Annotated in this window: 22 protein-coding genes; 10 read left to right on the top strand and 12 right to left on the bottom strand. The window is 73.8% G+C overall.

Features of this window, described 5'->3' with window-relative positions; translation table 11 throughout:
* Position 1: 1 nt before the first annotated feature.
* Positions 2 to 1765: a serine/threonine-protein kinase gene (locus ACZ6S0_RS45045; RefSeq protein ID WP_465925758.1), complete on the bottom strand. Its 1764-nt coding sequence runs from the start codon at positions 1763 to 1765 to the stop codon at positions 2 to 4.
* A 149-nt stretch (positions 1766 to 1914) separates the two neighbouring features.
* Here ACZ6S0_RS45045 and ACZ6S0_RS45040 point away from each other — a divergent pair, with 149 nt between their 5' ends.
* The 5 genes from ACZ6S0_RS45040 (at position 1915) to ACZ6S0_RS45020 (ending at position 5446) form a co-directional block, all read left to right on the top strand.
* Positions 1915 to 2733 (top strand): Gfo/Idh/MocA family protein, encoded by an 819-nt coding sequence (locus ACZ6S0_RS45040; protein WP_465925756.1) that lies wholly within the window; start codon positions 1915 to 1917, stop codon positions 2731 to 2733.
* Positions 2670 to 2870 carry a hypothetical protein gene (locus ACZ6S0_RS45035; protein WP_465925754.1) on the top strand — a complete coding sequence of 67 codons (201 nt, stop codon included), beginning with the start codon at positions 2670 to 2672 and terminating at the stop codon, positions 2868 to 2870. The genes ACZ6S0_RS45040 and ACZ6S0_RS45035 overlap by 64 nt, the downstream gene beginning before the upstream one ends.
* Before the next feature lie 267 nt (positions 2871 to 3137).
* Positions 3138 to 3893: an SDR family oxidoreductase gene (locus ACZ6S0_RS45030; protein WP_465925752.1), complete on the top strand. Its 756-nt coding sequence runs from the start codon at positions 3138 to 3140 to the stop codon at positions 3891 to 3893.
* Positions 3894 to 3930: 37 nt separating this feature from the next.
* On the top strand, positions 3931 to 4353 hold the full coding sequence (locus tag ACZ6S0_RS45025; protein WP_465925750.1) for a cupin domain-containing protein: 423 nt from the start codon (positions 3931 to 3933) through the stop codon (positions 4351 to 4353).
* A gap of 52 nt (positions 4354 to 4405) precedes the next feature.
* Positions 4406 to 5446, top strand: a complete 1041-nt coding sequence (locus ACZ6S0_RS45020) for a hypothetical protein (RefSeq protein WP_465925748.1) — start codon at positions 4406 to 4408, stop codon at positions 5444 to 5446.
* Positions 5447 to 5455: 9 nt separating this feature from the next.
* On the opposite strand, the gene ACZ6S0_RS45015 is transcribed toward ACZ6S0_RS45020, so the two are convergent.
* On the bottom strand, positions 5456 to 6946 hold the full coding sequence (locus ACZ6S0_RS45015; protein WP_465925746.1) for an MFS transporter: 1491 nt from the start codon (positions 6944 to 6946) through the stop codon (positions 5456 to 5458).
* 59 nt (positions 6947 to 7005) lie between these two features.
* On the opposite strand from ACZ6S0_RS45015, the gene ACZ6S0_RS45010 reads away from it, so the two are divergent.
* Positions 7006 to 9219, top strand: a complete 2214-nt coding sequence (locus ACZ6S0_RS45010; protein ID WP_465925744.1) for a BTAD domain-containing putative transcriptional regulator — start codon at positions 7006 to 7008, stop codon at positions 9217 to 9219.
* Here the strand turns inward: ACZ6S0_RS45010 and ACZ6S0_RS45005 are convergent.
* Entirely contained in the window at positions 9177 to 11144 is a 1968-nt protein-coding gene (locus tag ACZ6S0_RS45005) for a CehA/McbA family metallohydrolase (protein WP_465925742.1), read from the bottom strand. The two genes, ACZ6S0_RS45010 and ACZ6S0_RS45005, sit on opposite strands and share 43 nt — an antisense overlap.
* Before the next feature lie 120 nt (positions 11145 to 11264).
* Between ACZ6S0_RS45005 and ACZ6S0_RS45000 the strand changes: the two genes are divergently transcribed.
* A complete protein-coding gene (locus ACZ6S0_RS45000) occupies positions 11265 to 11651 on the top strand; it encodes a hypothetical protein (protein ID WP_465925740.1) in 387 nt (128 codons plus the stop codon).
* 238 nt (positions 11652 to 11889) lie between these two features.
* Here the strand turns inward: ACZ6S0_RS45000 and ACZ6S0_RS44995 are convergent, their stop codons facing one another.
* Complete coding sequence (locus ACZ6S0_RS44995) at positions 11890 to 12246, bottom strand: YciI family protein (protein ID WP_465925738.1); 357 nt, start codon at positions 12244 to 12246, stop codon at positions 11890 to 11892.
* A 271-nt stretch (positions 12247 to 12517) separates the two neighbouring features.
* Here ACZ6S0_RS44995 and ACZ6S0_RS44990 point away from each other — a divergent pair, with 271 nt between their 5' ends.
* Complete coding sequence (locus ACZ6S0_RS44990; protein WP_465925736.1) at positions 12518 to 13033, top strand: XdhC family protein; 516 nt, start codon at positions 12518 to 12520, stop codon at positions 13031 to 13033.
* A gap of 32 nt (positions 13034 to 13065) precedes the next feature.
* On the opposite strand, the gene ACZ6S0_RS44985 is transcribed toward ACZ6S0_RS44990, so the two are convergent.
* The gene (locus tag ACZ6S0_RS44985; RefSeq protein WP_465925805.1) at positions 13066 to 13515 is read right to left on the bottom strand and encodes a nitroreductase family deazaflavin-dependent oxidoreductase; all 450 of its coding nucleotides are present in this window, start codon (positions 13513 to 13515) and stop codon (positions 13066 to 13068) included.
* A gap of 356 nt (positions 13516 to 13871) precedes the next feature.
* Between ACZ6S0_RS44985 and ACZ6S0_RS44980 the strand changes: the two genes are divergently transcribed.
* Positions 13872 to 14372, top strand: a complete 501-nt coding sequence (locus ACZ6S0_RS44980) for a hypothetical protein (protein ID WP_465925734.1) — start codon at positions 13872 to 13874, stop codon at positions 14370 to 14372.
* A gap of 266 nt (positions 14373 to 14638) precedes the next feature.
* Here ACZ6S0_RS44980 and ACZ6S0_RS44975 read toward each other — a convergent pair whose 3' ends face one another.
* The 7 genes from ACZ6S0_RS44975 to ACZ6S0_RS44945 all read right to left on the bottom strand — a co-directional run bounded on the left by ACZ6S0_RS44975 (position 14639) and on the right by ACZ6S0_RS44945 (position 21774).
* Entirely contained in the window at positions 14639 to 15538 is a 900-nt protein-coding gene (locus ACZ6S0_RS44975; RefSeq protein ID WP_465925803.1) for an aminoglycoside phosphotransferase family protein, read from the bottom strand.
* 99 nt (positions 15539 to 15637) lie between these two features.
* Positions 15638 to 17212: a choice-of-anchor I family protein gene (locus ACZ6S0_RS44970; RefSeq protein ID WP_465925732.1), complete on the bottom strand. Its 1575-nt coding sequence runs from the start codon at positions 17210 to 17212 to the stop codon at positions 15638 to 15640.
* A 138-nt stretch (positions 17213 to 17350) separates the two neighbouring features.
* Positions 17351 to 17983 carry a hypothetical protein gene (locus ACZ6S0_RS44965; RefSeq protein WP_465925730.1) on the bottom strand — a complete coding sequence of 211 codons (633 nt, stop codon included), beginning with the start codon at positions 17981 to 17983 and terminating at the stop codon, positions 17351 to 17353.
* Positions 17984 to 18102: 119 nt separating this feature from the next.
* Complete coding sequence (locus tag ACZ6S0_RS44960) at positions 18103 to 19536, bottom strand: hypothetical protein (protein ID WP_465925728.1); 1434 nt, start codon at positions 19534 to 19536, stop codon at positions 18103 to 18105.
* On the bottom strand, positions 19533 to 20381 hold the full coding sequence (locus ACZ6S0_RS44955) for an ABC transporter ATP-binding protein (RefSeq protein ID WP_465925727.1): 849 nt from the start codon (positions 20379 to 20381) through the stop codon (positions 19533 to 19535). The genes ACZ6S0_RS44960 and ACZ6S0_RS44955 overlap by 4 nt, the downstream gene beginning before the upstream one ends.
* A complete protein-coding gene (locus ACZ6S0_RS44950; protein ID WP_465925726.1) occupies positions 20378 to 21181 on the bottom strand; it encodes an anti-sigma factor in 804 nt (267 codons plus the stop codon). The genes ACZ6S0_RS44955 and ACZ6S0_RS44950 overlap by 4 nt, the downstream gene beginning before the upstream one ends.
* On the bottom strand, positions 21178 to 21774 hold the full coding sequence (locus ACZ6S0_RS44945) for an RNA polymerase sigma factor (protein WP_465925801.1): 597 nt from the start codon (positions 21772 to 21774) through the stop codon (positions 21178 to 21180). Before ACZ6S0_RS44945 ends, ACZ6S0_RS44950 begins: the two co-directional genes overlap by 4 nt.
* A gap of 251 nt (positions 21775 to 22025) precedes the next feature.
* On the opposite strand from ACZ6S0_RS44945, the gene ACZ6S0_RS44940 reads away from it, so the two are divergent.
* Entirely contained in the window at positions 22026 to 23462 is a 1437-nt protein-coding gene (locus tag ACZ6S0_RS44940) for an alpha/beta hydrolase family protein (protein ID WP_465925725.1), read from the top strand.
* Positions 23463 to 23632 lie beyond the last annotated feature (170 nt).

Raw genomic sequence — 23632 nt, 5'->3', positions numbered from 1 at the left:
GCTACCAGCGGACCCAGGGGCTTTCCGCCCCGCCGCCGAAGGCCGTGGCGCCCGCCTTCCGCCAGCGCTGGCGTACGTTGATCTTGGCGCCGGTGCGCGGGATCGACATCTTGAACGGGCCGCAGGTCGCGACCGCCCCCGCCGTCGCCGAGGGGGTGACGCCGGTGCAGACGAAGGGCTGGGAGACGTTCCGGTCGGCGTCGGTGTCGTACAACTGGACGTGGATGTCGGAGCTGACCGAGCCGCGGAGCTGCCCCCGCAGGTAGAAGACGTCGCCCACCATGGCCATGCAGGGGGCCATCTGCGTGCCGCTGGCCGCGTCGGTGACGATCCACGCGCGGCAGCGCCAGGACGGTGTCTGGTCCGGGACGTCGAGTTGGTCCGTGGGCTTGTCGGTGGGCCGGCCTGTGGGGGCGTCCTCCGCCGGAACGCTCTCCTTGGGCGTCGATCGCCTGGGCTTGGGGGTCTGGGCGGTGGGCGTGCGCGGTTCGGCCGACTTCGGCGGGGTCGGCGGGGCGGAGACGCGGTCGTCCTGCGCCTTGGGGGAGCTGAGCGCGCGCCCGGCGTCCTTCGGCGGGGTGGAGAACGAGGTCACGGACGTCTCCACCGGTTTGTGCGTCCCGGGCGCGGTGGCGGCGGCGTTGACGGGGGTCACGCCCGTGTCCCGGTCCCGCCACGGAGCCACCACGCCCACCGCCACGGCGGTGACGACCAGCGCCATCGCGGCGGTGGCGCCGATGACCAGCCGCTGCCGGGAACGTCCGCGCCTGGACGACGCCATGGTCCACTCGGACGCCGGGACTCCCGCGTCGGCGCCGCCTGGAGAGACGCCGCCGGTCCCGGCGGGCGGGGCGTCCTGGCCCGCCGGGACGGGACGCGCCAGCGGCTCGGAGGTCGCGGCCGCAGCCTCGCCCCTGGGCACCGGCGGCAGGGCGGGCCACCCGGCCAGCGACGCCGCCGCCTCGTCCAGCGCCACCGCCACGGCACGGGCGCCGGGCCGGGCGGCCGGATCCTTGCCCACACAGGCCCACACGACCGACCACAGCGCGTCGGGCATCCCGGGAAGGCGGCGGGGCACGGCCGTCGCGTGCTGCCTGAGCAGGGCCATCGGGTGCTCGCCCGCGAAGGGCGGGCGCCCGGCGAGCAGCTCGTACGCGATCAGGCCCAGGGCGTACACGTCGACCGCCGCGGTGGGGGTGTCGCCGTCGGCCACCTCGGGCGCCAGGTAGGCGGGGGTGCCGAGCACGGAGCTGGTCTGGGTGAGCCCCGGGCCGTGGACGATGCGGGCGACGCCGAAGTCGGTGAGCCGTACCTGTCCCGTGGCCCCCTCGATCAGCACGTTGCCGGGCTTGACGTCGCGGTGCACGATGCCCACGGCGTGCGCGGCGGCCAGCGCGTCGGCGATCCTGGCGGTCAGCCCGGCCGCCTCGGCGGGCGGCAGCGTGCCGCGCTGCCGGAGCAGGGTCCGCAGGTCCGCCCCCTCGATGAGGTCCATCACCAGGGCGAGCCGGTCCCCCTCGATGACGAAGTCGCGCACCGTGACGATGTTGGGATGGCGCAGGGCGCGCATCACATTGCGTTCCTGGACGAACCGCAGGACGAGGTCGGGGTCGCCGGCCAGGCCGTCGCGCAGCAGCTTCACCGCCACGGTCTCCCCGGTGTCGCGCTGCCGTGCCCGCCAGACCGTGCCCATCGCGCCGGCGCCGATCTCGTCCAGCAGCACGTACCGGCTCCCCAGAGACGCCTCGGAACCGCCCTGAGCCATGAGCTGTGTCTCCCCCTTCGACGGAGATCAACAATAGTCAGGTTGGCCACGAAAAGGGGAAGAACACCTCTTGTCCGAGCAGAAACGGCAGCGGCGCCGCGGGCACCGTGGGCGTCCGTCAACGGTCTCAGCGGGGGAGCCGTCAAGTGATGTCCGACAGCACCGACACCCACGCCAACCTGCTCGGGCACCTCGGCGTGCCGTTGCACCGGCCGCTCACCCTCGCCGTCGTCGGCGCGGGCGCCCGCGGAGCCGCCTACGCCGAACTGGCCGCGCGCAGGCCCGGCCGGGCCCGGATCGCGGACGCGGTGATCGTCGCCACCCTCGACGCCGACCACCTGGCGCCCACCACCGCGTTCGCCGAGCAGGGCTACGACCTCCTGCTGGCGAAGCCCATCGCGCCCACCGAGGCCGAGTCGCCGGCCGTCGGCGAGGTCGCGGCGCGTACCGGCGCGACCGTCGCGATCTGCCACGTCATGCGCTACACCCCCTACACCCGGCGGGTGAAGGAGTCGCTGCCCGAGCTGGGGGAGATCGTCAGCGTCGAGCACCTGGAGCCGATCGGGTCCTACCACTTCGCCCACTCCTACGTCCGCGGCAACTGGCGGCGCGGCGACGAGGCGGCGTTCGCGCTCCTGGCCAAGTCGTGCCACGACATCGACTGGCTGGCCCACATCGTGGGCAGGCCCGTCCTGCGCACGTCGTCCTTCGGCGGGCTCCACCACTTCCGCCCGGCCAACCGGCCCGCCGAGGCGGCAGACCGCTGCCTCGACTGCCCGCTCCAGGACACCTGCGCCTACTCGGCGACCACGCTCTACCGGGACGGGCTGCGCGACGGCGGCGCCAAGCGGCACTTCACCCGCGTGATGGCCGACGGGGTGCTCACCGAGGAGGCGGTCACCCGGTGGACGCCTCGCCCGGCGGCTCCTGCGCCGCCGAGGGGCACGCGGGCGGTGACGAGGGCCTGATCAGGTCGTTCGTGGACGCCCTGCACCAGGGCCGCCCCGAGCTGATCCGCTCCGGCATCCAGGAGAGCGTGGCCGGCCACCGCGTCGTCTTCGCCGCCGAACGAGCCCGCCTGTCCGGCACGGTCGTCACCCTCTGACGCGCACACCCCGGCTCCGCCGCGACGCATGATGGGGGTGCGGCGGCGGTCTCGGCTCATGCGCGAGGTGTCGACGGCAGGCAAGCTCGTGGAGTGACCGGCCGCTGCGAGCGATCTTCTCCGGGTCCGCATCATCGCAGGTCAGTGGGTAGATCTGGACGTGGCGCCGGAAAAGTTTCCGGGCGCCTGTCACAGGCCAGGGGGCTGCCCTGTCTTAGCTGGCGACCGGAGGCCGTACGAGGCCCCGGAAGACGGAGAGGACTTGCCATGAAGATCGTCGTGGTCGGTGGGACCGGTCTGATCGGTTCGAAGGTGGTGGCCGAGCTGGCCGGGCAGGGCCACGAGGCGGTGGCGGCGGCGCCGAGCACCGGGGTCGACACGCTGACCGGTGAAGGGCTGGCGGAGGCGCTGGCGGGCGCGCGGGTGGTGGTGGACGTGTCGAACTCGCCGTCGTTCGAGCGGGCGGCGGTGCTGGAGTTCTTCGAGACCTCCACGGGCAACCTGCTGGCCGCGGAGGCGGCGGCGGGTGTCGGGCACCACGTCGCGCTGTCGGTGGTGGGCACGGAGCGGATGGCGGACAACGGCTATTTCGCGGCGAAGATCGCTCAGGAGCGGCTGATCGAGAAATCGGGGATCCCGTTCTCGCTGGTGCACGCGACGCAGTTCTTCGAGTTCGTCCGTGGCATCGCCGACGACGCCACCGACGGCGACACCGTACGGATCGCGCCGGTGCTCTTCCAGCCCATCGCGGGCGAGGAGGTCGCGCAGGCCGTCGCCCGGGTCGCGGCCGGGCGGCCGCTGAACGGCCGGACCGAGGTGGCCGGGCCGGAGCGGACGCGGATGGACGCGTTCTTCCGCGACGCCCTGGCCGCCTGGGGCGACCCCCGTACGGTGGTCGCCGACCCGCAGGCGACCTACTTCGGCACCGTGCCCGGCGAGCGGACGCTGGTGCCCGGCGAGGACGCGGCCCTCGGCCGGATCCGCTACCTCGACTGGCTCGACCAGAGCGACACGGGCCGGTAAGACCGCCCATGACCCTGACGTACGGGAGGTCATTCCGATGTCCGAGCACAACCCCGCGACGAGATCGACCGCGTGGCAGACGGCGCTGACCGTGCTGCAGGAGGCCCGGCCGCCGTTCGTCCCGCAGGGCGCGCACGCGATGACCGTGGTGATCGAGTACCCGCCCGGCGACCCCGGCACGCCGCCGCACCGCCACTCCGGGCCCGCGTTCGGGGTCGTGCTGGAAGGGGAGATGCTGCTGGAGGTGGAGGGCGAGCCGGAGCGCGTCGTACGCGCGGGGGAGGCGTTCTGGGAGCCGGGCGGCGACGTCATCCACTACCAGGACGGCAACCACCGCGACGACGTCCCGCTGCGGTTCACGGTCACGATGCTGTGCGCGCCGGGCACGCCCATGCTCACCCTCGTCGACGAGGAGGAGCTGGCCCGGCGCCGGGACCGGCGCGCCCCGCGCCCGTCCTGATCGCCCGCCCCGGGAGGGAACGCCGGACGCGCCCGGTCGCGTCGGAACTCACATGGAATCCGTCCCGCGAAGGATCAGGACCGCGATCGTCCTGATCCTTTCCCCCGCCGCGACCGGAACCGCGGCCATATTGATCACGCTGTTCGCCTACGCGCAGAGCGAACTCGTCCTGCCGTCCTACGAGGACGCCCGGGAGATCTCGGCGGAGATGTGGCGTTCCGCGGCGAGCCAGGCCGGCGAGGAGTTCCGTGGCCACCTCCGCTGGCTGGGCGCGTTCTTCGCGGCGGCCACCGTCGCGTTCGGCGTGACCGCGTGGAAGACGCGGTTCGGCACCCGCAGGCCCGCGCTCCTGCTCACGGTGGCCACCGGGCTGACCGCCGTCTTCGTGGCCATGCTCTGGCCGCTGTTCCACGGTGGGCCGAGCACCATCCTGATCGTGCCGGCAGGCGCGGCGGATACGCACATCATCGTTCTGGACCGGCCCGGTTGGTACGCCCCCGCCCTCGGCGTCCTGCTCGTGGCCGGGGCCGCCGCTCTCGTGCGCGGCCTCGTCCTGCTGACCGGCGGCGACGGGGTGTCATGGCTGGCCCGTGACCGGCATCCACCCTTCGAGCCGGACTCCCCGCCCCTGTGGGTGAGCCCGTCCCGGCAGGCGGGTGTGCTGATGTCGCTGACCCCGGCCCTGCTCCTGCTCTACGCCGCCGTGAACTACGCCGGCAGCCTGGCCGGTGATCTCAGCGAGCGCCGCGAACCGGTGCTCCTTTCCCCGTCCCTCCTTTCCGACATGCAGGTCCACCTCCAGTATCTCGCGATCCCGGCCGTTCCGGTCGTCGTGGGCGGCCTGATCCTGCTGCTCGGCAAGGGACGCGGACGGCGGATGGCCGGCGCATTGGCCGGGATCCTCGGATTGCCGTACGCGGCGGCCCTGCTTCAGTCAGCCCTGCACTTCAGCGACACCAGTCTGTTCCACAACTACGTGGCCACCGAGGGCACGACAGCCTGGTGGACCGCCCCCGCCGTGGCGGCCACCGGCCTCGTCATCTTCCTCCTGCACGCGGCCGCCCTGGCCCTGCTCTTCCGCCGCGACCCATGACCGATCGGGCTAGCGGCTCTCCTCGCCGATCGGGCGCAGGTGCCGCAGCAGCGTCAGGGCGACCACGGCCAGGCCGAGTACGAGCACCGTGCCGGTGGCCATGACCGCCAGCAGCCCCTGGGTGAACGCGGCCCGCGCCTCCGCCACGAGCGCCTCGGCCGGGCCGGGCGGCAGCGCGGCGGCGGCGTCGAGCGCCTCCCCCAGTGAGCCGCCCGCCTGGGGTGAGCCGACCGCGCCGCCGTACACGGCGGCGCCGAGGCTGCCGAGCAGCGCGATGCCGAGCGCGATCCCCAACTCGCCGCCGCTCTCGGCCAGCGCGGACGCCGACCCGGCCCGCTCGGGCGGCGCCGCCCCGACGATGAGGCCGAGGCCCAGCGCGCCCACCGGCGCCATGCCGAGGAACGCCACCGTCACCCCCGCCATGAGCATGCCCAGCCCGTCGCCGACCAGCACCATGGCGAACCCGGCCGCCGACACCACCAGCCCCAGCCCGACGACCAGCCCGGGACGCAGCGCCCCGGCGAGCACCGGCGACGCGAGCGACCCCGCCACCAGTCCCACCGCGGGGACCGCCATCCACAGCCCGGCGACCAGCGGCGTGAGCCCTTCGACGAGTTGCAGGTGCTGGCTCACGAACAGGTACATGCCGCCCTGCACGAGCATGGCGACCGCCAGGATCAGCAGCGCCACCGGGAACGAGCGTCCCCGGAACAGCCCCAGGTCGAGGAACGGCTCGGCCAGCCGCCTCTGCCGCCGTACGAACGCCGCGCAGAACGCCAGGCCGACGGCGAGCGCCACGTACGCGGCGGCCTGCCCGGGGTCGTCGGCCAGCTCCTTCAGCCCGTACACGATCGGCAGCACGGCCGCCAGCGACATCGCCACGCTGGCCGGGTCGAGCCGTCCCGAACCCGTGCCCGTCTCGGTCTCGGGCAGCAGGAACAGGCCGCCGGCCACGACCAGGGCCATGATCGGCACCCCCATCAGGAACACCGACCCCCACCAGAAGCTCTCCAGCAGCATCCCGCCGATCACCGGCCCGGCCGCCGCCCCGCCCATGAAGCAGGCCGTGAACACGCCGATGGCCATCGCGCGCCGCCGCGCGTCCGGGAACAGCCCGGCCACCAGCGCGAGCGCGGACGGCCCCAGCGCCGCCCCGGAGACGCCCAGCAGGGCGCGCGCCGCGATCAGCATCGTGGTCGTGGTCGAGTACGCGGCCACCACCGAGGCCGCGGCGAAGGCCACCGCGCCGATCAGCAGCAGCCTGCGCCGGCCGATCCGGTCGCCGAGCGAGCCCATGGTGATCATGAATCCGGCGATCATGAAGCCGTACACGTCGGTGATCCACAGCAGTTCGGTGCCGCTGGGGTGCAGGGCGGCGGACAGGTGCGGGAGCGCCAGCATCAGCACCGTGTTGTCCACCGAGAGCAGGAGCGTGGCCAGGCACAGCACGGACAGCCCCAGCCAGCCGCGCACCCCGGCCCCGGTTGCGAAAGTCGTCATGTGATCAGGCTGCGGGCCGGGCGTTCGGGTCTGGTTCGGAACTGCTTAGGGTGAGGTTCATGCGCTTCGCCGTACTGGGCCCGCTGGAGGTGACCACGGACGACGGCCGGGCCGTACGCGTGCCCGAGCTGAAGGTCCGTGCGCTCCTGGCCTGCCTGCTCGCCCATCCCGGCCAGGTCGTGGCGGACGAACGCCTGATCAGGGCCCTGTGGGGGCCGCACCCGCCGGGCAACCCGCTGGGCGCGCTGCGGGCCAGGGTGTCGCAACTGCGCCGGGCGCTCGACGAGGCGGAGCCGGGGGCCAGGGAGCTGGTCGTCACCCGGCCGCCCGGCTACCTCGTCGCCGCCGGCACCGACGCGCACCGCTTCCAGGAGGCGCTCGAACGTTCGCGGGCCGCGGCCGAGCCGGGCGAGCGGGCCGCGCTGCTGGCCGAGGCCCTGTCGTGGTGGCGCGGGCCGGCGTTCGCCGACTTCGCCGACCTCGCGGCCGGGACGCTGACGCGGGGCGTGGCGCTCCGGCTGGAGGAGCAGCGGCTGACCGCCCTGGAGGACTACGCCGACGTACGGCTCGACCTCGGCCAGGACGCCTCCCAGCTCGGCGAGCTGGCCGAACTGGCAGCGCGGCACCCCGCGAGGGAACGCTTCCACGCGCTGCTCATGCGCGCGCTCTACCGGTCAGGACGCCAGGCGGAGGCGCTGGAGGTCTACCACGCCCTGCGCGAACGCCTGCGTGACGAGCTGGGCCTCGACCCCGGCCCCGAGATCGTCGCGCTGCACCGGGAGATCCTGGAGCAGAGCCCCCGCCTGCGCCGCCCGCCGGGCGTCGCGCCGCCGCCGCCCGCCCGGCTGCCTGAGCCGCTCACCCAGCTCGTCGGCCGGGACGACCTACTGGCCGAGCTGGTCGCCCTGCCCGGCACGGCCCGGCTCGTGACGCTCACCGGCACCGGCGGCGTGGGCAAGAGCCGGCTCGCGCTGGAGGCCGCCCGGCTGCTGGCCGGTTCGTTCCCGGGCGGTGCGCACCTGGTGGAGCTGGCGGCCGTGCCCTCGGGGCCGCCGCCGGGCGGGCCCGGCGGTGTGACCGGCAGCGTGACCGGCAGTGCGACGGGCGGTGTGACGGGCGGTGTGGCCGATGCTGTCGCGGCGGCGCTCGGCCTGCGTGCCGACGGCGGGGCGGCCGACCCGGCGGAGCGGATCGCCGCGGCCCTCGGCGCCCGCCGCACGCTGCTGGTGCTCGACAACTGCGAGCACGTCGTCGAGCCGGTGGCCAAGCTCACCGAACTGCTGCTGCGCGCCGGTCCGCGGACCCGGGTCATCGCCACCAGCAGGGAACCGCTGGGCGTCACCGGCGAGGTCGTACGTCAGGTCCCGGCACTCGGCGCCGACGCCGCGATGCGGCTGTTCGCCGTGCGCGCCGCCGAGGCCGCGCCGGGCTTCACCCTGACCGGGGCGGACGCCGGGGCCGCCGAGACCATCTGCCGCCGCCTCGACGGCATCCCGCTCGCGCTGGAGCTGGCCGCGGCCCGGGTGCGGGCGCTGGGCGTACGCGTCGTGGCGGAGCGGCTCGACGACCGCTTCCGGCTGCTGTCGGCGGGCCGCCGGGCCGGTCCCGCGCACCAGCGGACGCTGCGGGCGGCGATCGACTGGAGCTGGGACCTGCTGACCGAGCCGGAACGCATCGTGCTGCGCCGCCTGGCCGTACAGGCGGGCGGCTGCACGCTGGAGGCCGCCGAGCGGGTCTGCGCCGTGCCCATGCCGATCCCGGGCGGCCCGCCGGGCGACGCCGAACTCGCCGCGGAGGCGCTGGCCGCCGGGCCGCCCGACCTCGACCCGGCCGACGTGGTGGACCTGCTCGGCCGCCTGGTGGACCGGTCGCTGGTCGTGCGGGCCGGGGAGCGGTACCGGCTGCTGGAGTCGGTGGCGGCGTACGCGCTGGAGCGGCTGCGCGAGGCCGGTGAGCACGAGCGCGTCCTGCGCCGGTACGCGACCTACTACACCCAGCTCGCCGAGTGCGCCGAGGCGTACAAGAGCGGGCCCGCCCGGCACCACTGGGTCCGGCGGCTGGACGCCGACGCCGCCAACCTGCGCGAGGCCCTGGAGGCGGCCCTGAGCCTGGGCGACCCGCGGCTGGCCGGGCGGCTCACCGGCTCACTCGGCTGGTACCACGTCCAGTCCGGCCGCCAGGAAGCGCCGGACGGCCGTCTGGAAGCGCCGGACGGCCGTCCGGACGGCGGTCAGCCCTCGCCCGTCGCGCGCAGCCTGGCCAAGTACACCTGACGGGCCCGCTCGTGCAGCTCCCGGTGGGCGGCGCGCTGCTCGGGCGAGGCCCACTTGCCGTCGGTGTCCAGCACCCGATCCAGCAGGTCCAGCCAGCGCAGGCACCACTCGACGTCGGCCCGCCTGACCACGTGCTCCCCGAGGTAGACGGGGCTGGTGTGCGCGTGGACGCCCGCGGGGTGCATCGACCGGGGGTGCGGCCCGCCGCCCACCACGGCCACCACGTACGTCGGCGCGCCCACGGTCAGCTCGGCGGCGAGCACCCCTGGCCCGCCCTCCGCGAGGACGCCGTCGGCGGTTCTGAGCTGGAGCCACTCCACCTCGGGGCCGACCGTCCTGGCAGTGATCGTGACGGTGTCGCCGGGGGACGCCCGGATCGTGTCGCCCGGCCCGTGGCCGTCGACGTCGAGTTCGAGCCAGGGGCCCGTGGTGGCGAACGTCCGTCCGCGCCGTACGGCCTCGGCGAAGGAGGCGACGCTCAGCGGCCCGTCGACCCGGGCGTAGACGCGTTCCCAGCCGGGCGGGCTCGACGCGGTGCCGCGCCGCGAGATGGACAGCACCGCGTCGGTCCCGGCGGTCACCGCGAGCCGGTTGCCGGCCCCGATGAGCCGTCGGTAGACCACGGCGGTCGCCTGGACGGAGGAGTGGTTGAGCACGTCCAGGCTGTCGACCAGGCCGAGCGCCGCGTCGACCACGATCTCCCTGGCCGAGCAGTTGCGCCCGGCGGCGACGGCGAGGTCGGGCGGGTCGGTGTCGTTCAGGTCGGCGTGGAACGGGTGGCCGTACCCGGTGACCGCGCCGAGTGCGCGCGCCTCGGCCAGCGGATCGCTGTTGGGATGCCGGTCGTGGTCGTCGCCGAAACCGCTGTGGAAGCGCGTGGGCACGCCGGTGAGGCCGAAGGCGCTGAAGTGCCCGAGCAGGTCGTTGCGGTACTCGACGCCGAACCGGGCGACGTGGCCCTCGTCCGACCACGGCAGGTCGCGCCCGGCCCACTCCTCCAGCAGCTCCCGGTCGTAGACGCGCTCGCCCGCCACGTTGCCGGCGACCAGGTTGAGCACGTGCAGGTCCTCGCCCAACTGCGCGGCGGCGGCCCGGTCGGGGGCCGCCGGGACGTCGCCCATCCAGTTGAGGTGGACGTGCAGGTCGCCGCCGTACCAGCCGTGGGCGGCCGCGTCGTACAGGCGGCCTGGGGTCAGGTCGACGGTCAGCTCCTCGCCCGGCGCGGGGGACACCTCGACCGTGGCCGAGTCGTACTCCATGCCGCGCGTCACCGACACCGTGAGCCGCTCCGCCGGCACGTCGGCCACCAGGTCGTCGCCGTGGAAGTACGGCCGCAGACGCGCGTCCAGCGCGGGGACCGCGCCCGGCGGGTACCAGCCCTGCCCGTCCGCGCCGGTGACCGTCCACCGGCACGGGAACCCGGCGCGCAGCCGTAACCGGGCCGCGGGCGCCCGCCTGGTGAGCGGCCCGAGGTCGATCCGCCCGCCGGCGATCACCGTGGCGGCGCTGGTGATCGCCACCAGCCTCGCGCCGCCCGCCGGTACGACGTGCGCGACGCCGTCGACCGTCGCGGTGGTCTCCTCCGCCAGCGCGGAGTCCAGCAGCAGCGTGGTCATGAGCGGCGTGTCGTCCAGGACGGCCAGCGTGCGGGCTTCCAGCCGGTTCCCTTCCGGGGTGAGACGCAGGGTCGGCAGGTTGTCCAGGACGGCGCCCCCCAGCGCGTCCCGCACCACCCGGTCGAGGTCCAGCTCGCCCATCCGCGCGTCCAGGTCGCGCCGCGCCCCGCCGAGCTGGCGGAAGCACGCGCTCCAGTAGTCGTGGCCGTTCATGAGGTAGGCGCTGGTGCGTACCTCCCCGACGTACGGGATCAGCTCCTCTCCCCACGTCACTCCATGGCGGTCGAGCAGCCGGAGGTACTCGTGCACGGATCCCTCCTCGTCGTGGAGATCGTCCAGTCTAGGAAATCGCCGCCCGCCAGGGAATGGCCGGTCATTGTCCTGCCGGTGACCTGGGCAGACCTGGATGCGGAAGCCGAGACTCGGGGCATGAGATCACCACTGAAAGCTCTTGTCGCGGGAGCGGCCACCGCCTGCGTGATGGTGGTGGGCGCCGCCGGCCCGGCGCAGGCCGCGGCCGGGCGGCTCACCCTGTTCAGCGGGAGCGTCGCGCAGACCGTCCTGTACGACTCCTGCCGGCCCGCCCAGCAGCACGCGCTGCCGGGGCAGGCGCTCGACACCTTCGTCAACCAGCCGGTCCCCGGCTGTCAGGCGCTGCTGGTCGATGCGGGCCGCAGCGTCGTACTGTGCGTCGGCAGCGGGACCGTGCCGATCGCCTTCCAGAACGCCCGATTCGTCAGGTTCCAGCCTGGCACCGCCCCGGACTGCGGGCTCGGCGGCGCGCAGGCTCAGGAGAACGACGCCGTCGCGGCGTGACCGTCGCCGGGGAGAGCCGTCCTTGAGGAGAGCTGTTTCCGAGGGAAGCTGCTTCTGAGGGAAGCTGCTTCTGAGGGAAGCTGCTTCTGAGGGAAGCTGCTTCTGGGGAGAACAGGCCGCCGGAGCGAACCGGCGGCCGACGGGCTGCTGCCCCCGGCCGCCGGTCACGCCGGTCACGCCGGGCAGGAGTCCGCCGGGCGGGAGTCCGGCGGGACCGTCCCCCGGCTCAGCCGTCGCCCTACCCGGCGAAGCCCACCGGCCGCACCTCGATGCCGAGGCCCTCGACACCGGCGTCCGGGATGAGCGCGGCCAGCTCCAGGGCCCGCTCCCTGCTGTCGCATTCGACCAGGTAGTAGCCGCCCAGGTACTCCTTGGCCTCAAGGTAGGGCCCGTCCGTCACCGCCGGCAGGCCGCCCCGCACCCGGACCACGGCGCTCTGCGACGGGTCGGCCAGGGCGACGGTGCCGACCATCTCCCCGGACTCGGTGATGGTCTCCATGAACGCGCCGTGGCCGCTCATCACCGCTTCGCGCCGCTCCTCGGGCAGCGCGTCCCAGACCTGCGGGTTGTTGTGCATGATCAACAGAAACTTCACGTCGTCTCCTTCGAGAGTCGGGCGGCGCGTCCCGACGCGCCGTTCACCAGGGAGTCGGAGCCGATCCCGACTTCTTGCGCCGCCGGGCGCATGATTCTTCCCGCGACTTCCGTTCCGCCCTGGAGGGCGTCTCACCTGGGGCTTCCCCGGCCCGAGGGCGGTCACGCGGAATACGGGCAGACCTTACCGTCCTGTGGTGCCCGGATGCCGCGCTGGCGAGCCGGAACCCCAGGTCGTCGGCTCGCCGGCCCTCTCATGTCAGACTGCCGACATGACCCACATCCACGACGAAGGCCCGGCGTGCGCGGCCGCCCACGGCGCGGCCCCCGCCGGTGAGACCGGGCGTACGCTGATCGCCGTCTTCGCCTCGCCGGTGGCCGACTGCCTGCTGCGGTTCGGCGCGGAGCTGGACTTCCGTACGATCCTCTTCGAGCCCGACCCCGAGCGCCGGCTCGAGGGGTTCACGGCGGTGACCCGGCTGGAGGACTGCGTCGACGCCACGTCGGACGTCGTGCTCACCGACCACCACCGCGAGGAGATCGGCCCCGTGCTCCGCGACCTGCTCAAGTCGCCCGCCCGCTGGATCGGCATCATGGGCAGCGCCCGTCACCCGGGCCCGCACGTGCGGGCGCTGACCGAGCTGGGCGTGACGCCGGAGGAGATCGCCCGGGTGCACCGGCCGATCGGGCTCGACATCGGCTCCCGCACCCCTCCCGAGATCGCCGTCGCCACCCTGGCCGGCCTGCTCGCCGACCGCAACGCGCGCCCGGGCGGTTTCGCGTTCTAGACGGGCTCATGCGTTCCGGTCTTTGCAGACGGTCAACTCCCGGCCGTCGCCTCCAGTACGAAGACGGGGATCACCCGATCGGTCTTCTCCTGGTATTCGGCGTACGGCGGATATGCGGCGACCGCGCGCTCCCACCACTCGGCCTTCTCGTCCCCGGTGATCTCACGGGCCGTCATGTCCTGGCGTACGGGCCCGTCCTGGAGTTCCACGTGCGGGTCGGCCTTGATGTTGAAGTACCAGACCGGGTGACTCGGGAAACCGCCCTTCGAGGCCACGGCCGCGTACCGTCCCTCGTGCTCCACACGCATCAGCGGAATCTTGCGGATCTTGCCGCTCTTCGCGCCGCGCGTCGTGAGAATGACGACGGGCAATCCCGTGTCCCAGAGCGTCGTCCCCTGCGTGCCGTCCGAGCCTTCGTACAGCGCGACCTGTTCGCGCACCCACTGCGCCGGACTCGGCTCGTACTCGCCCTCAAGAGGCATCGCGTCCATCCCCTCGTCCCCTACGGAACCCTCCGCCGATCGTCCGAGCCGCACTCGTGCTGCCGCACCGCGACCACGACTGGACCATATCGCGTCACCTGAATTCAGGCGGGACGACTGTCGCAGTCACGCATGCTCCAATACGCTCACGAAAGCAGTCAGGAGTTTTCGGGCCGTGCAATGGCTGAATGCTTACAGGCATTATTTGGGCATGTGCCGGATATTTTGTTTGGCCTGATGAATATGGTTGTAAATCAACCGTATGCCTCTCATAACTGGACGCGTACTCGCCAGAACGGTGGGTGTCCAAACCCCGGTTCCGCAGGCGAAGGAGCCGGCGCGTAGAGAGGAAGCACATGCGGATCGGATCTATGGCAATCCGACCCTGGAGACTGCTGTTGCCCGGGTTGGTCACGGTGGCGGCTCTGACCGCCTCCGCCGTGTCTCCCGCCAGCGCAGGAGCGAGGCAGGCGGACGCGGGGCTTGCGAAGGTTGACGGGAGTGCCTTCGCAGCCGCTCGCACCAATCAAGCGGAGGCGCCCTGCCAGTGGGTCGGCAAGCCCTACGGCCAGAAGATCAAAGGGGCGTGGCACGTCGTCGGGCAGGGCGGCGCGAAATGCGGGCTGAGTCCCGCCAGCCGGTACATGACCGTCAAGCTCCAGCAGAAGCGCTGGTGGGGCTGGGACGATCGGCAGACCAAGACGCTGAGGTGGCCCGGGGCGGCCTACCCCACGGCGAAGTGCAAGACATTCGGCACCTTCACGTGGCGGACGTGGATACAGGGTTTCACGTACTCTCAGGGCAAGTGGCGCGCGGCGGGCGGTGTCGCCTCAAAGACCTTCCGGACAAAGTGCTGACGTCCGTGACAGGTCCCGAAGCCGCCGTCAGATGATGGCTTTGGGTGGCCCGCCTCGTGCGGGCCGCCCGGACCACTGGGGCGTGACCTTTCTCGACCGCCCTACGGATTATCTCTGTCGCCGCTCGGCGCCTTTCTGCGGCACATTTCTATTGACCGACTTCGGTACGGTGGACCATCGAGCGGAAAGTGGCTGGACGCAGGACGCCCGACATCTCGAAACCACGTCACGGGTCGGCGCGGACCAGGCGCGTGACGGCCTTGCGCTCAGGGGGACGGGTCGCTCGCGAGAATGCGGTCGAGGGTGCTGCGGCCCAGCCGGGCCATCGGCGGGTTGCTTTCGACGTAGTACCAGACCATGCCCAGCGCCTGGACGAAGGCCCACGCCCGGCCCCGCTCCCATTCGGCGTCGTCGCATCCCAGGCGCTCGCGCAGCAGCCGCCGTGGCCCGGCCGCGAGCAGGTGCCACCCGCTGACGAGGTCGAGGGCGGGGTCCGCCGGCCCGAAGCCGCCGACGTCGAGGATCCCGCCCAGCCGGTCGCCCGACACCAGTACGTTGCCCGGGATCAGGTCACCGTGGGACATCACGTCTTTCGCGGCGGTGCGCGGCAGGGTGCGCAGGACGGCCCAGATCCGGCGCAGCCGGGGAACGTCGAGGAGGCCCTCGCTGCGTTCGAAGCAGGTCTCCACCCACTCCTCGTGGGCGCGCAGCTCGCCGCCCCTGCCCCCGCCGGTGAACGTACGGCCGCGCGTGCCGACGGCCCGCAGATCGGTGACGAGGTCGGCCAGGTCGTGCGCGAACGCGTCCGAGCCGCCCGGGTGCTCCTCGGTGGCGACCTCGCCGGGCAGCCACGTCTGCACCGACCACGGCAGCGGATAGCCCGCCCCCGGCTCACCGATCGCGATCGGTCGCGGCGTGCGGAACCGGGTGCGGCCCGCCAGCTCGCGAGCCGCCCGCGCCTCCGACTCGATCAGGCGCCGCGTCGCGCCGGAGTCGGCGCCCCCGAGGGGGAAGCGGGCCGCGAACTCGTCGCCGATGCGGAAGATGGCGTTGACCGTGCCCTGGGCGTCGACGCCCCTGACGGGCAGCTCGCGCCACTCGGGAAACTGGTCGTCCACCAGCGCGCGCACGGTCTCGACCGGCACCGTGAGCTGATCGGCGTGCATCTTCACACCGGGAGCCTCCTACGTACCGGGCGGCCACGGCAACGCGTTTTCCCGGCCGGCCGTGATCCTCCTCGGGCGGCCGGGACACCGCGCGTGCGCTCAGGACTTGATCTCGTACACGCTGGTGGTGCCGCTCACCTCGTTGCCGACCACCAGCAGCGGGGTGCGCGTCGGGCTGTCGTGCGCGTCGATGAACAGCACGCCCTCGGGGCCGACGTCCCCGGCCGTGCCGGCCTCGACGTCGCCGGTGAAGTCGCGGGTGTTGACGTATGCGGCCTGGCGCGGCTTGCGGGGGTCGGAGACGTCGTAGGCGACGATGCCGCCGACCCGCTCCAGGCCGACGAACGCGTACGTGCGGCCGCGTACGTCGCCGACCGTCACGCCCTCGGGCTCGGGCCCCTTGTTGTCGCTGCGGGAGTCGAAGGAGTCGTTCTCCTCGTTGTCGGAGTTGAACTGGGCGGGCAGCTCACGCGCGATCAGTTGCTCCAGCTCGCTGCCGGAGTCCCAGACCAGCGAGCCGTCGGCGGCGCGGATCGTGATGGACCGGCCGCCGAACACGCGCAGTTCGGTGTACCTGCCGTCGGCGTCCTTCGGCGAGTCGGCCAGGACGGTCAGCCGGCCCAGCTCGGCGTCCTTCTTCAGCTCGGCCGCGTTCGGGAACGCGGTCGGCGACAGGTCGGTGTCCTTGACCCGCACCTCGTCGCTGTGGCACTCCCAGTCGCGGCTGTCGCCCTCGTTGGCGGTCACCAGGTAGGTCCGGCCGCCGTCGCGGAAGTGGCTGATTGCGTCGGGCATGTACACGCCCTTGACCGGGTGGGTACGGATGTCGATCTTGCCGTCGCGGTCGGAGGCGTCCAGCGCGTTGGCCGGTCGCGAGTGGTCCTTCAGCCCGAGCGGCACGATGTCGCGCACGGTGGCCCGGTCGAGGTCCACGATGGCCAGGGCGTTGTTCTCCTGGAGGGTGACCCAGGCGGTGCCCTTCTCGGTGGTGATGTACTCCGGCTCCAGGTCCTGGGCCGCGCTCGCCCCCGGCCCGCTGACGCGTACGCCCTTGGCGCGCAGCGCGTCCTCCTTGCCGTTCCACGCCCGGAAGCCGGCGGTGCGTACCGTGCCCCGGCGCACGTCGATGACGCTGACCGATCCCTCGGGGTCGTCGACGGCCCCGGCGCAGTACGAGGTGGGCTCGCCCTCGTTCGCCACCACGACCTGCCGCCCGTCCTCGGTGAACGTCAGCATGTCCGGCAGTGCCCCCACGGTGACCTGGCGCTGCTTCTTGCCCGTCCGGGCGTCGAAGAACGCCACCGTGCCCGCGGCCGTCTTGTTCGTCGCCTGCTGCGCGACCGCCACCAGCCCGTCGTGCACGGCCACGCTGTTGGCGCCGGGGGTGGTGAGCGTGGTCACCTTGCGCGGGGAGCGCGGGTCGCGCAGGTCGAGCACGTCCACCGTGCCCTGCTGCGCGTTGACGACGAAGACGCGGCGGGTCTTCGCGTCGTACGCGGTGATCTCCGCCGCTCCGACCCCTACGGCACCGGCGGAGTAGCGGCCGAGCAGGGACAGCTCAAGGCCGGACGGCCTGGCTGTGGCGGCGGCTGTGGCGGCGGCTGTGGCGGGAGTCACCAGGGCGAGCACCGACAGGCTCGCCGCCGCCAGACAAATCGGGGTTTTGTTACGCATGTGGCGGAGTGTCACGAAATCCCGTGAACACTTTCCGCCGCCCGCATGACGGCCGTCTGAACCACGGCTTTCAACTGCCCGCCCAGGCCGCCCCGCCGGAATGCGGCGGCGTCACCGCCCCGCCGCCTCCCCGCGTTGTCAGCGGCGCAGGTCTCGGCAGGCCAGGGCCAGCCACACGTACGGCACGGGCAGTATGCCCAGCCAGAACGCGTGCGCCTGATCCCAGAAGCCGAACCCGCAGGTGGGCGGCCACAGCCTGAGCTGATCCGGCAGCAGGATGGTCGCCAGGACCAGGGCGAGCTGCACCACCACGGCGGCCATGGCGGCCTGCCGCCCGGTCGCGTACCGGACGGCCGTCGCGGCGGACGCCAGCCCGATGCCCAGGCAGACGCCCATCTCGACCAGCAGGTCACCGACCGGGAAGAGCGCACCCTCGGGCAGCCGGGACAGCGCGTAGGCGAACGCGGCGAACCAGACGGCGACCGCCGCGCCACCGGCCAGCAGGCACCGCAGCGCCTGCCGGACCCAGCGCGGGGCCGCCGCCGGCCCCAGGTCGGCCGACATGGCGTCGACCAGCGCGAACGCGGCGGCGGAGCCGAGCAGGGTGCCGGTGATCCGCATCAGCAGCAGCGCGTCCGCCCCGCCGAGCGGATCCCCGGCGTTCACCAGCGTCAGCAGGGCCGCCGCGAACGCCGTGACGACCGCGAGCGGGGCCCAGTCGACCGCCCTGGTCAGCGGGCGGACCAGCAGGACGGCCGTACGCCACCTCACGACGAACCCACCTCCCCGCGGGACGGCGAGACGCGCGGCCCCGATCCCTGGGCCGATCCCTGGGCCGCTCTTTGGGCCGCTCTCCGGGGTGTGACCCGGGGAGCGGACGGTGGTCGGTGTCAGGCGCATGGCGTGGCTCCCGTCGGCGCGTCGAACGTCCGGTCCAGGCCGAGCAGCGGCAGGGCCTGGTCGATGGTCGTGGTGGGCTTCATGAGCGTGTCCCAGTGGGCGAGCACCTTCTCGCGGGCGCCCGGGGCGGACAGCAGCAACTTGGCGTAACCGACCTCGGCCGGGCCCCACGAGGCGAGCACGGTCCTGTGATGGCCGGCGTCGACGCGGAGTTCGCGCGGCAGTTCGGGCGGCGAGACCTGACCGGCGATCCAGAGCGCGACGACCGTGCGGGCCTGCCCGTGAGCGTCGCAGCCCGAGGCGCCGTCCACGTCGCCGCCGTCCGCGTCGCGCACGCCGGTCGCCCAGATCGCCACGTCCATGGCCAGCGCGGTGCGCTGGTCCGGATGGCCCCACGTCATCGTCGGCCTGATCACGGTGGCGCCGTCCTCTCCGAGGTACCAGCGCAGGCTCGTCTGCTCGACCCGCGGCACCCGGGCCCGCAGCGCGGCGGGCAGCACGTCCACGGCCGCGCGCACGGTCTCCTCCCACAGCGGGATCCACGGCTCGTAGCCCGGGTACGCGCAGTACGTGATCCCCTGCCGCGCCGCGCACCGATGCGTGCCCGCCCCGTGATAGCGCTCGCGGACCCGCGGATCCACGTCCTCGATGGTGAACTCGCCCGTCGTGGGCCACGTGACCGGCGGCTCGGCGGCCGCGAGGGCCCCCGTCGGCACCGCGACCCCCAACCCGGCCACCAGGGCCAGCGCGGGCGCGAGCCGTACCCGGTGCCGCAGCAGCGCCAGCCCGGCGAACAGCGCCGCGAGCGCCACCACGTAAACCAGGTGCACCCCGGACGGCCGGTCGGGCCAGTCCGCGCGGTACTCCTGCATGACCGGCAGCCACCACCCCGCCGCGCCGTTCGTCGTGTTCATGATGATGAAGACGCCGAGCGCGGCCACCGCCATCGGCCCGGCGATCAGCCACCGCGCCCACCGCCCGACGGCCACTCCGAGCGCCGCGGCGAGCATCGCCGCCGCCACCGCCGTCAACGGCTCCCACGGGTCGAGCCGTCCCGCGACCGGCCCGTTCAGCAGCCGGATCCCGAGATAGGCGAACACGGTCACCGCCGCGGCCACCCCCGCGACCAGCGGCGCGGCCAGCAGGACGGCCCGCGTCCGGTGCTCGGCCCGCCCCGGCAGCCCGGCCAGGGTCTCCGGCATCCCGTGCCGCCCGTCACGCGAGGCGGCCAGGCTCGCCACCATCAGCACCGCCCCGGCCAGGCACGCCGACAACCCCGTCGCGTGGACCGGATCGACCCCCAGATCCGGCTGCTGATCCCGGCTCAGGTACGTCTGCACGGCCAGCACCAGCGCGGCCGCGCCCCACACCAGCGGATGCCGCAGCAGCCGCCGCGCCTCGAACAGCGCCAGCTCCCACGTCACGCCGCCGCCTCCTCGTCCCGGCCGAGCAGGGTGAGGTAGCCGTCCTCGACCCCGGGCACGGCCGCCTCGGCCGACGGCGGACGTTCGCCGAGCGTCCGGTAACGCCCGTCGGCCGTCCGCCAGAACATCCGGGACGCGACCGGCGCCTCCTCCGACAGCCACACCCGCCCGGCCGCGACCGAGGCCAGCTCCCGGGGCGTCCCGTCGAAGACGGCCCGCCCGGCCAGCATGACGACGACGCGTTCGCACAGCGCGGCGACGTCCTCCGTCTGGTGCGTGGACAGGACGACCGTCCGGCGCTCACCCAGCCGCGACACCAGCGCGCGGAACAACATCCGCTGCTCCGGGTCCAGCCCCACGGTCGGCTCGTCGAGGATCAGCAGGTCGGGCTCGCCCAGCAGGGCCTGCGCCAGCGCGAGCCGCTGCCGCATGCCGCCCGACAGGCGGCGCACCCTGATCCTGGCCTGGTCGGTCAGGTCCACCTCGCCCAGCACCCGCCGCACCTCCGCGTGCCGTCGGCCGCGGTCGGTCATCTCCTTGAGGATCGCGACGTAGTCGACCAGGTCGAAGGCGGTGAAGTGCGGGTAGAAGCCGGGGTCCTGCGGCTGGTAGCCGAGCCTGCGCCGCAGCGCGGTCCGCTGGAGGGGGTTCGCCGGGTCGAGTCCGTACGCCTCGATCGACCCGGACGACGGGGCCAGCGTGGTGGCCAGGCAGCGCAGGAGCGTGGTCTTACCGGCGCCGTTCGGGCCGAGCAGGCCGGTCACGCCGGTGCCGAGGGTCAGGTCGAGGCCGTCGAGGGCCCGCCTGCGGCCGTACGCCTTGGTCAGGTTCCTGATCTGGATCATGTGGTGCCCATTCGGGTGGTCGTTCGGTGGATGCGGACGGACAGCAGCAGGGCGGCCAGGCCGTACCCGAGCTGCGCGAACGGCCCGAAGACGGCCAGCCAGCTCCCGGCGAACAGGCCGCCCGTGCCGACGATGGCCAGCCACGACCCGCCGACGGCGAGCGCGGCGATCGGCACGGGCAGCCGGTTCGACAGGGCCAGGCACCCGGCGCAGGCCGCCAGCGAAGGCAGCAGCCAGGCGGCGCTCAGGCCCGGCGGGGCGGGCAGCAGCGGCGCGGCGAGCGCGGCGAGCGCCGTCGCCACCGCCAGCACCGCCGTCGCCCTGGTCAGCAGCAGCCGCGGGCCCGCCAGGGGGGTGGCCGCCAGCAGCTCGTACGCCGGATCGACGCGCGGCCCGTAGGCCAGCGCGATCCCGGCCAGCGGCAGCACTGGCGCCCCGATGAGGAACGCCGGGAGGAACGCGGCATCCTGCCGCGCCGCCAGCACCCCGAATGCCAGGGCGGCCACCACCGCCACCACCCAGCCCCAGCCCAGCGCCGGGGTCGCCGACAGCAGCCTGGCCAGGTGGTCGGGCACGCCGCCGTAGCGCAACAGGCGCTCGCGCAGGCTCGGCCGCGGCCCGATGAGCCGGGTCTCCAGGCGCTGCCAGGACGCCTCCAGCCAGTCCCGCTCGTACGGCACCGTCGCCCGGCACTCGGCGCACCGGCCGAGGTGGGCGTCGACGGACATCGCGAGTGCGGCGTCGAGCCTTCCGCCGAGGTAGCGTTCGCGCAGGTCGTCGGAGATGTGCCAGGGGGTCATGACAGCTCCTCTCGCAGCCGGGCCCTGGCCCGCATGGCGCGGGTCTTGACCGTGCCTTCGGGGATGCCGAGCAGGCGGGCCGCCTCCTTGGTGGTGAGGCCGTCCAGCACGGTCGCCTCGATGACGGCGCGCAGTTCGGGGGAGAGCCGGGTGAGGGCCGAGCCGAGGTCGCCGTGCTCGACCCCGAGCAGCACGACGTCCTCGGCCGAGGGGGTCACGGGCTCCGCGCTCACGGCTGTGTTCATGGTTGTGTTCACGGCTGCGTTCACGGCTCTGTCCCCGCCGATCCAGCGGGAGCCGCGCCCGCGCAGCGCCGAGACGAGACGGCGGATGGCGATCGTCCACAGCCAGCCCGCCGGATCGTCCCCTTCGAACCGCGCCGCCGACCGCCACACCGCCAGGAACGTCTCCTGCAGCGCGTCATCGACGACGTCGGGGTCGGCACATCGCCGCGCCAGCCGGGCCCGCAGCCACGGGGCGTGGCGACGGTGAAGGACACGCAGGGCGGCGGCACTGCCCGCGGCGACGGCGACGACCAGCTCAGCATCGGAGGCGCTGTCGTCGGGGACGCGGTCACCGGCGCCGTCGGGCACCTCTCGCCGCCGAAAGGGAAACCGTCTCACACACCGTCTATCGCACAACGAACCCACTCCGGTTCTCGGCGACCCCCACGACCGCCCCGAACCAGGGCCGCGATTGCGGACAACGTACGGTCGTGCTCCTCCAGGTGACGGGAGGCTGCGCCTGCGGGGGTGGTTCGGTGGGGGCTGTGCGACCGGGGTATGACCTGGCAAGCGATCCTGAGAAGGAGGTCTCAGGGCCGGGCGCGGTGCAGAGTTGCCTGGTGAGCTTCGTGGAGATTCTCGTCGTCGGCGCCGCGGTCGTCCTCGTGGCGGCCCGGTGGGCGCCGGTTCGGGTCCGCCGAGGGGTCACGGTCGGCGCGGTCGCGCTCGCCGGCCTGTCCGTGCTCCTCGTGGTGGGGTTCGGCGTGCGCTGGCAGATGGTGCCCGTGCTCGCGGGGGCCGGGCTCGCCGGGGTCGGGCTCGCGTTGCCGTTCGCCGTCGGCTCGCTGTCGCGGCGGGGCGCGCGGCGGGCGGCGTGGCGGGCGCGGTGGTGGCTGGCGGTGCCAGGAACGGCGGTGTGCCTCCTGCTCGTCGCCGTGGGGCCGGTGGCGGCGTGGGCGTTTCCGGTGCCGGAGTTTCCCGCGCCGTCCGGCCCGTACGCGACCGGTACCGTCGTGCTGCAGTGGACCGACCAGGACCGCCCCGAGCCCGCCACCGCCGCCCCGGACGACCACCGCATCGTGGTGGCGCAGCTCTGGTACCCCGCGCGTCCGAGCCCCGCCGGAGCCGCGCGGGCGCCGTACTTCGGACGTACCGAGCGCGAGGCGCGGACCGTCGCCCAGGCGCTGGCCGGGCAGCTCGGCCTGCCGGGCTTCGTCCTGGACGCACTCCCGCGCGCCCGCACCCGGTCGGTGGCCGGTGCGCCCGTGGCCGCCGGGCGCTTCCCAGTGGTGCTGTTCTCGCCGGGCGTCGGCAGCGTCCGAGGCCAGAACACCGCCTGGGCCGAGGAACTGGCCGGACGCGGCTACGTCGTCGCCGCCCTCGACCACCCCTACGACTCCGCCGCCGTCGTCCTGGACGACGGCCGGGTCATCCACACCCGCGCCAGGGCCACCGGCGACCCGGCCGCGGACGAGAGACTCGCCGCCGATCTCACCGCGACCCGGGCCCGTGACCTGAGCTTCGCCCTCACCCGGCTCGACCGGCTCGACCGGGGCGAGCCCGGCGGCCCGTTCGCCGGACGCCTGGACGTCGGACGGGCCGCCGCCACCGGCCACTCCCTCGGCGGCGGTGCCGCTCTGCTAGCGGCCCGGCAGGACACCCGGTTCGCCGCCGTCATCGACGTCGACGGCTACCCCCACGACCCGGCCCCCGCGCCCTTCCCCCAGCCGGCGCTCGCGCTCACCAGCGCCGTCGGACTCGACGAGAACCCGCGCTACCTTCCGCGGCTCACCCGTGTGCTGACGCTCGGCACCGCCACCACCTACCGGCTGACGATCCCGGGCATGGCCCATTTCGGCTTCACCGACGCGCCCTTCTACCTCCCGCCCGTCCCCTTCCTCGTCGGAGACCTGGGCGATCGCAACGCGCTGCGCAACACCACCGAGACCACCGCGGCCTTCCTCGACGTCGCCCTGCGGGGAGGGCCGGGCGATCTGCCGTCCGTGCTGGCGAGGTTCGGCGACGTCGCGGTCCACCGTCCGGAACGGGTTCCCTGAGCCCGCCGCGCGTCCGTTCTGCCCGGATCCGTACGGACTCAAGCCGTGGCCAGGGCGTTACATCCTGCTCACCTGACGTCCATCCCTGCCGTTCATCGAGGAGGCAGGACCGCGCCGTGGGGTAGAGCGAGACCGATGTCCGACATCGCCGCCGGACAGCCGCGGCACGC

This window comes from Nonomuraea sp. NPDC051298 (assembly GCF_055586305.1).
Note: the sequence above shows the minus strand (reverse complement) of the source record. Positions and strands in the feature narration are given on the sequence as shown.

Excerpts from the sequence above, each read along its gene's own strand:
- ACZ6S0_RS45000 (WP_465925740.1), top strand. The coding sequence starts at position 11,265 with ATGAGATCACCACTGAAAGCTCTTGTCGCGGGAGCGGCCACCGCCTGC.
- ACZ6S0_RS44985 (WP_465925805.1), bottom strand. The coding sequence starts at position 13,515 with ATGCCTCTTGAGGGCGAGTACGAGCCGAGTCCGGCGCAGTGGGTGCGC.
- ACZ6S0_RS45020 (WP_465925748.1), top strand. The coding sequence starts at position 4,406 with ATGGAATCCGTCCCGCGAAGGATCAGGACCGCGATCGTCCTGATCCTT.
- ACZ6S0_RS45040 (WP_465925756.1), top strand. The coding sequence starts at position 1,915 with ATGTCCGACAGCACCGACACCCACGCCAACCTGCTCGGGCACCTCGGC.
- ACZ6S0_RS44950 (WP_465925726.1), bottom strand. The coding sequence starts at position 21,181 with ATGACCCCCTGGCACATCTCCGACGACCTGCGCGAACGCTACCTCGGC.
- ACZ6S0_RS44970 (WP_465925732.1), bottom strand. The coding sequence starts at position 17,212 with ATGCGTAACAAAACCCCGATTTGTCTGGCGGCGGCGAGCCTGTCGGTG.
- ACZ6S0_RS45015 (WP_465925746.1), bottom strand. The coding sequence starts at position 6,946 with ATGACGACTTTCGCAACCGGGGCCGGGGTGCGCGGCTGGCTGGGGCTG.
- ACZ6S0_RS44955 (WP_465925727.1), bottom strand. The coding sequence starts at position 20,381 with ATGATCCAGATCAGGAACCTGACCAAGGCGTACGGCCGCAGGCGGGCC.
- ACZ6S0_RS45030 (WP_465925752.1), top strand. The coding sequence starts at position 3,138 with ATGAAGATCGTCGTGGTCGGTGGGACCGGTCTGATCGGTTCGAAGGTG.
- ACZ6S0_RS44975 (WP_465925803.1), bottom strand. The coding sequence starts at position 15,538 with ATGCACGCCGATCAGCTCACGGTGCCGGTCGAGACCGTGCGCGCGCTG.
- ACZ6S0_RS45025 (WP_465925750.1), top strand. The coding sequence starts at position 3,931 with ATGTCCGAGCACAACCCCGCGACGAGATCGACCGCGTGGCAGACGGCG.
- ACZ6S0_RS45045 (WP_465925758.1), bottom strand. The coding sequence starts at position 1,765 with ATGGCTCAGGGCGGTTCCGAGGCGTCTCTGGGGAGCCGGTACGTGCTG.
- ACZ6S0_RS44980 (WP_465925734.1), top strand. The coding sequence starts at position 13,872 with ATGCGGATCGGATCTATGGCAATCCGACCCTGGAGACTGCTGTTGCCC.
- ACZ6S0_RS45010 (WP_465925744.1), top strand. The coding sequence starts at position 7,006 with ATGCGCTTCGCCGTACTGGGCCCGCTGGAGGTGACCACGGACGACGGC.
- ACZ6S0_RS44990 (WP_465925736.1), top strand. The coding sequence starts at position 12,518 with ATGACCCACATCCACGACGAAGGCCCGGCGTGCGCGGCCGCCCACGGC.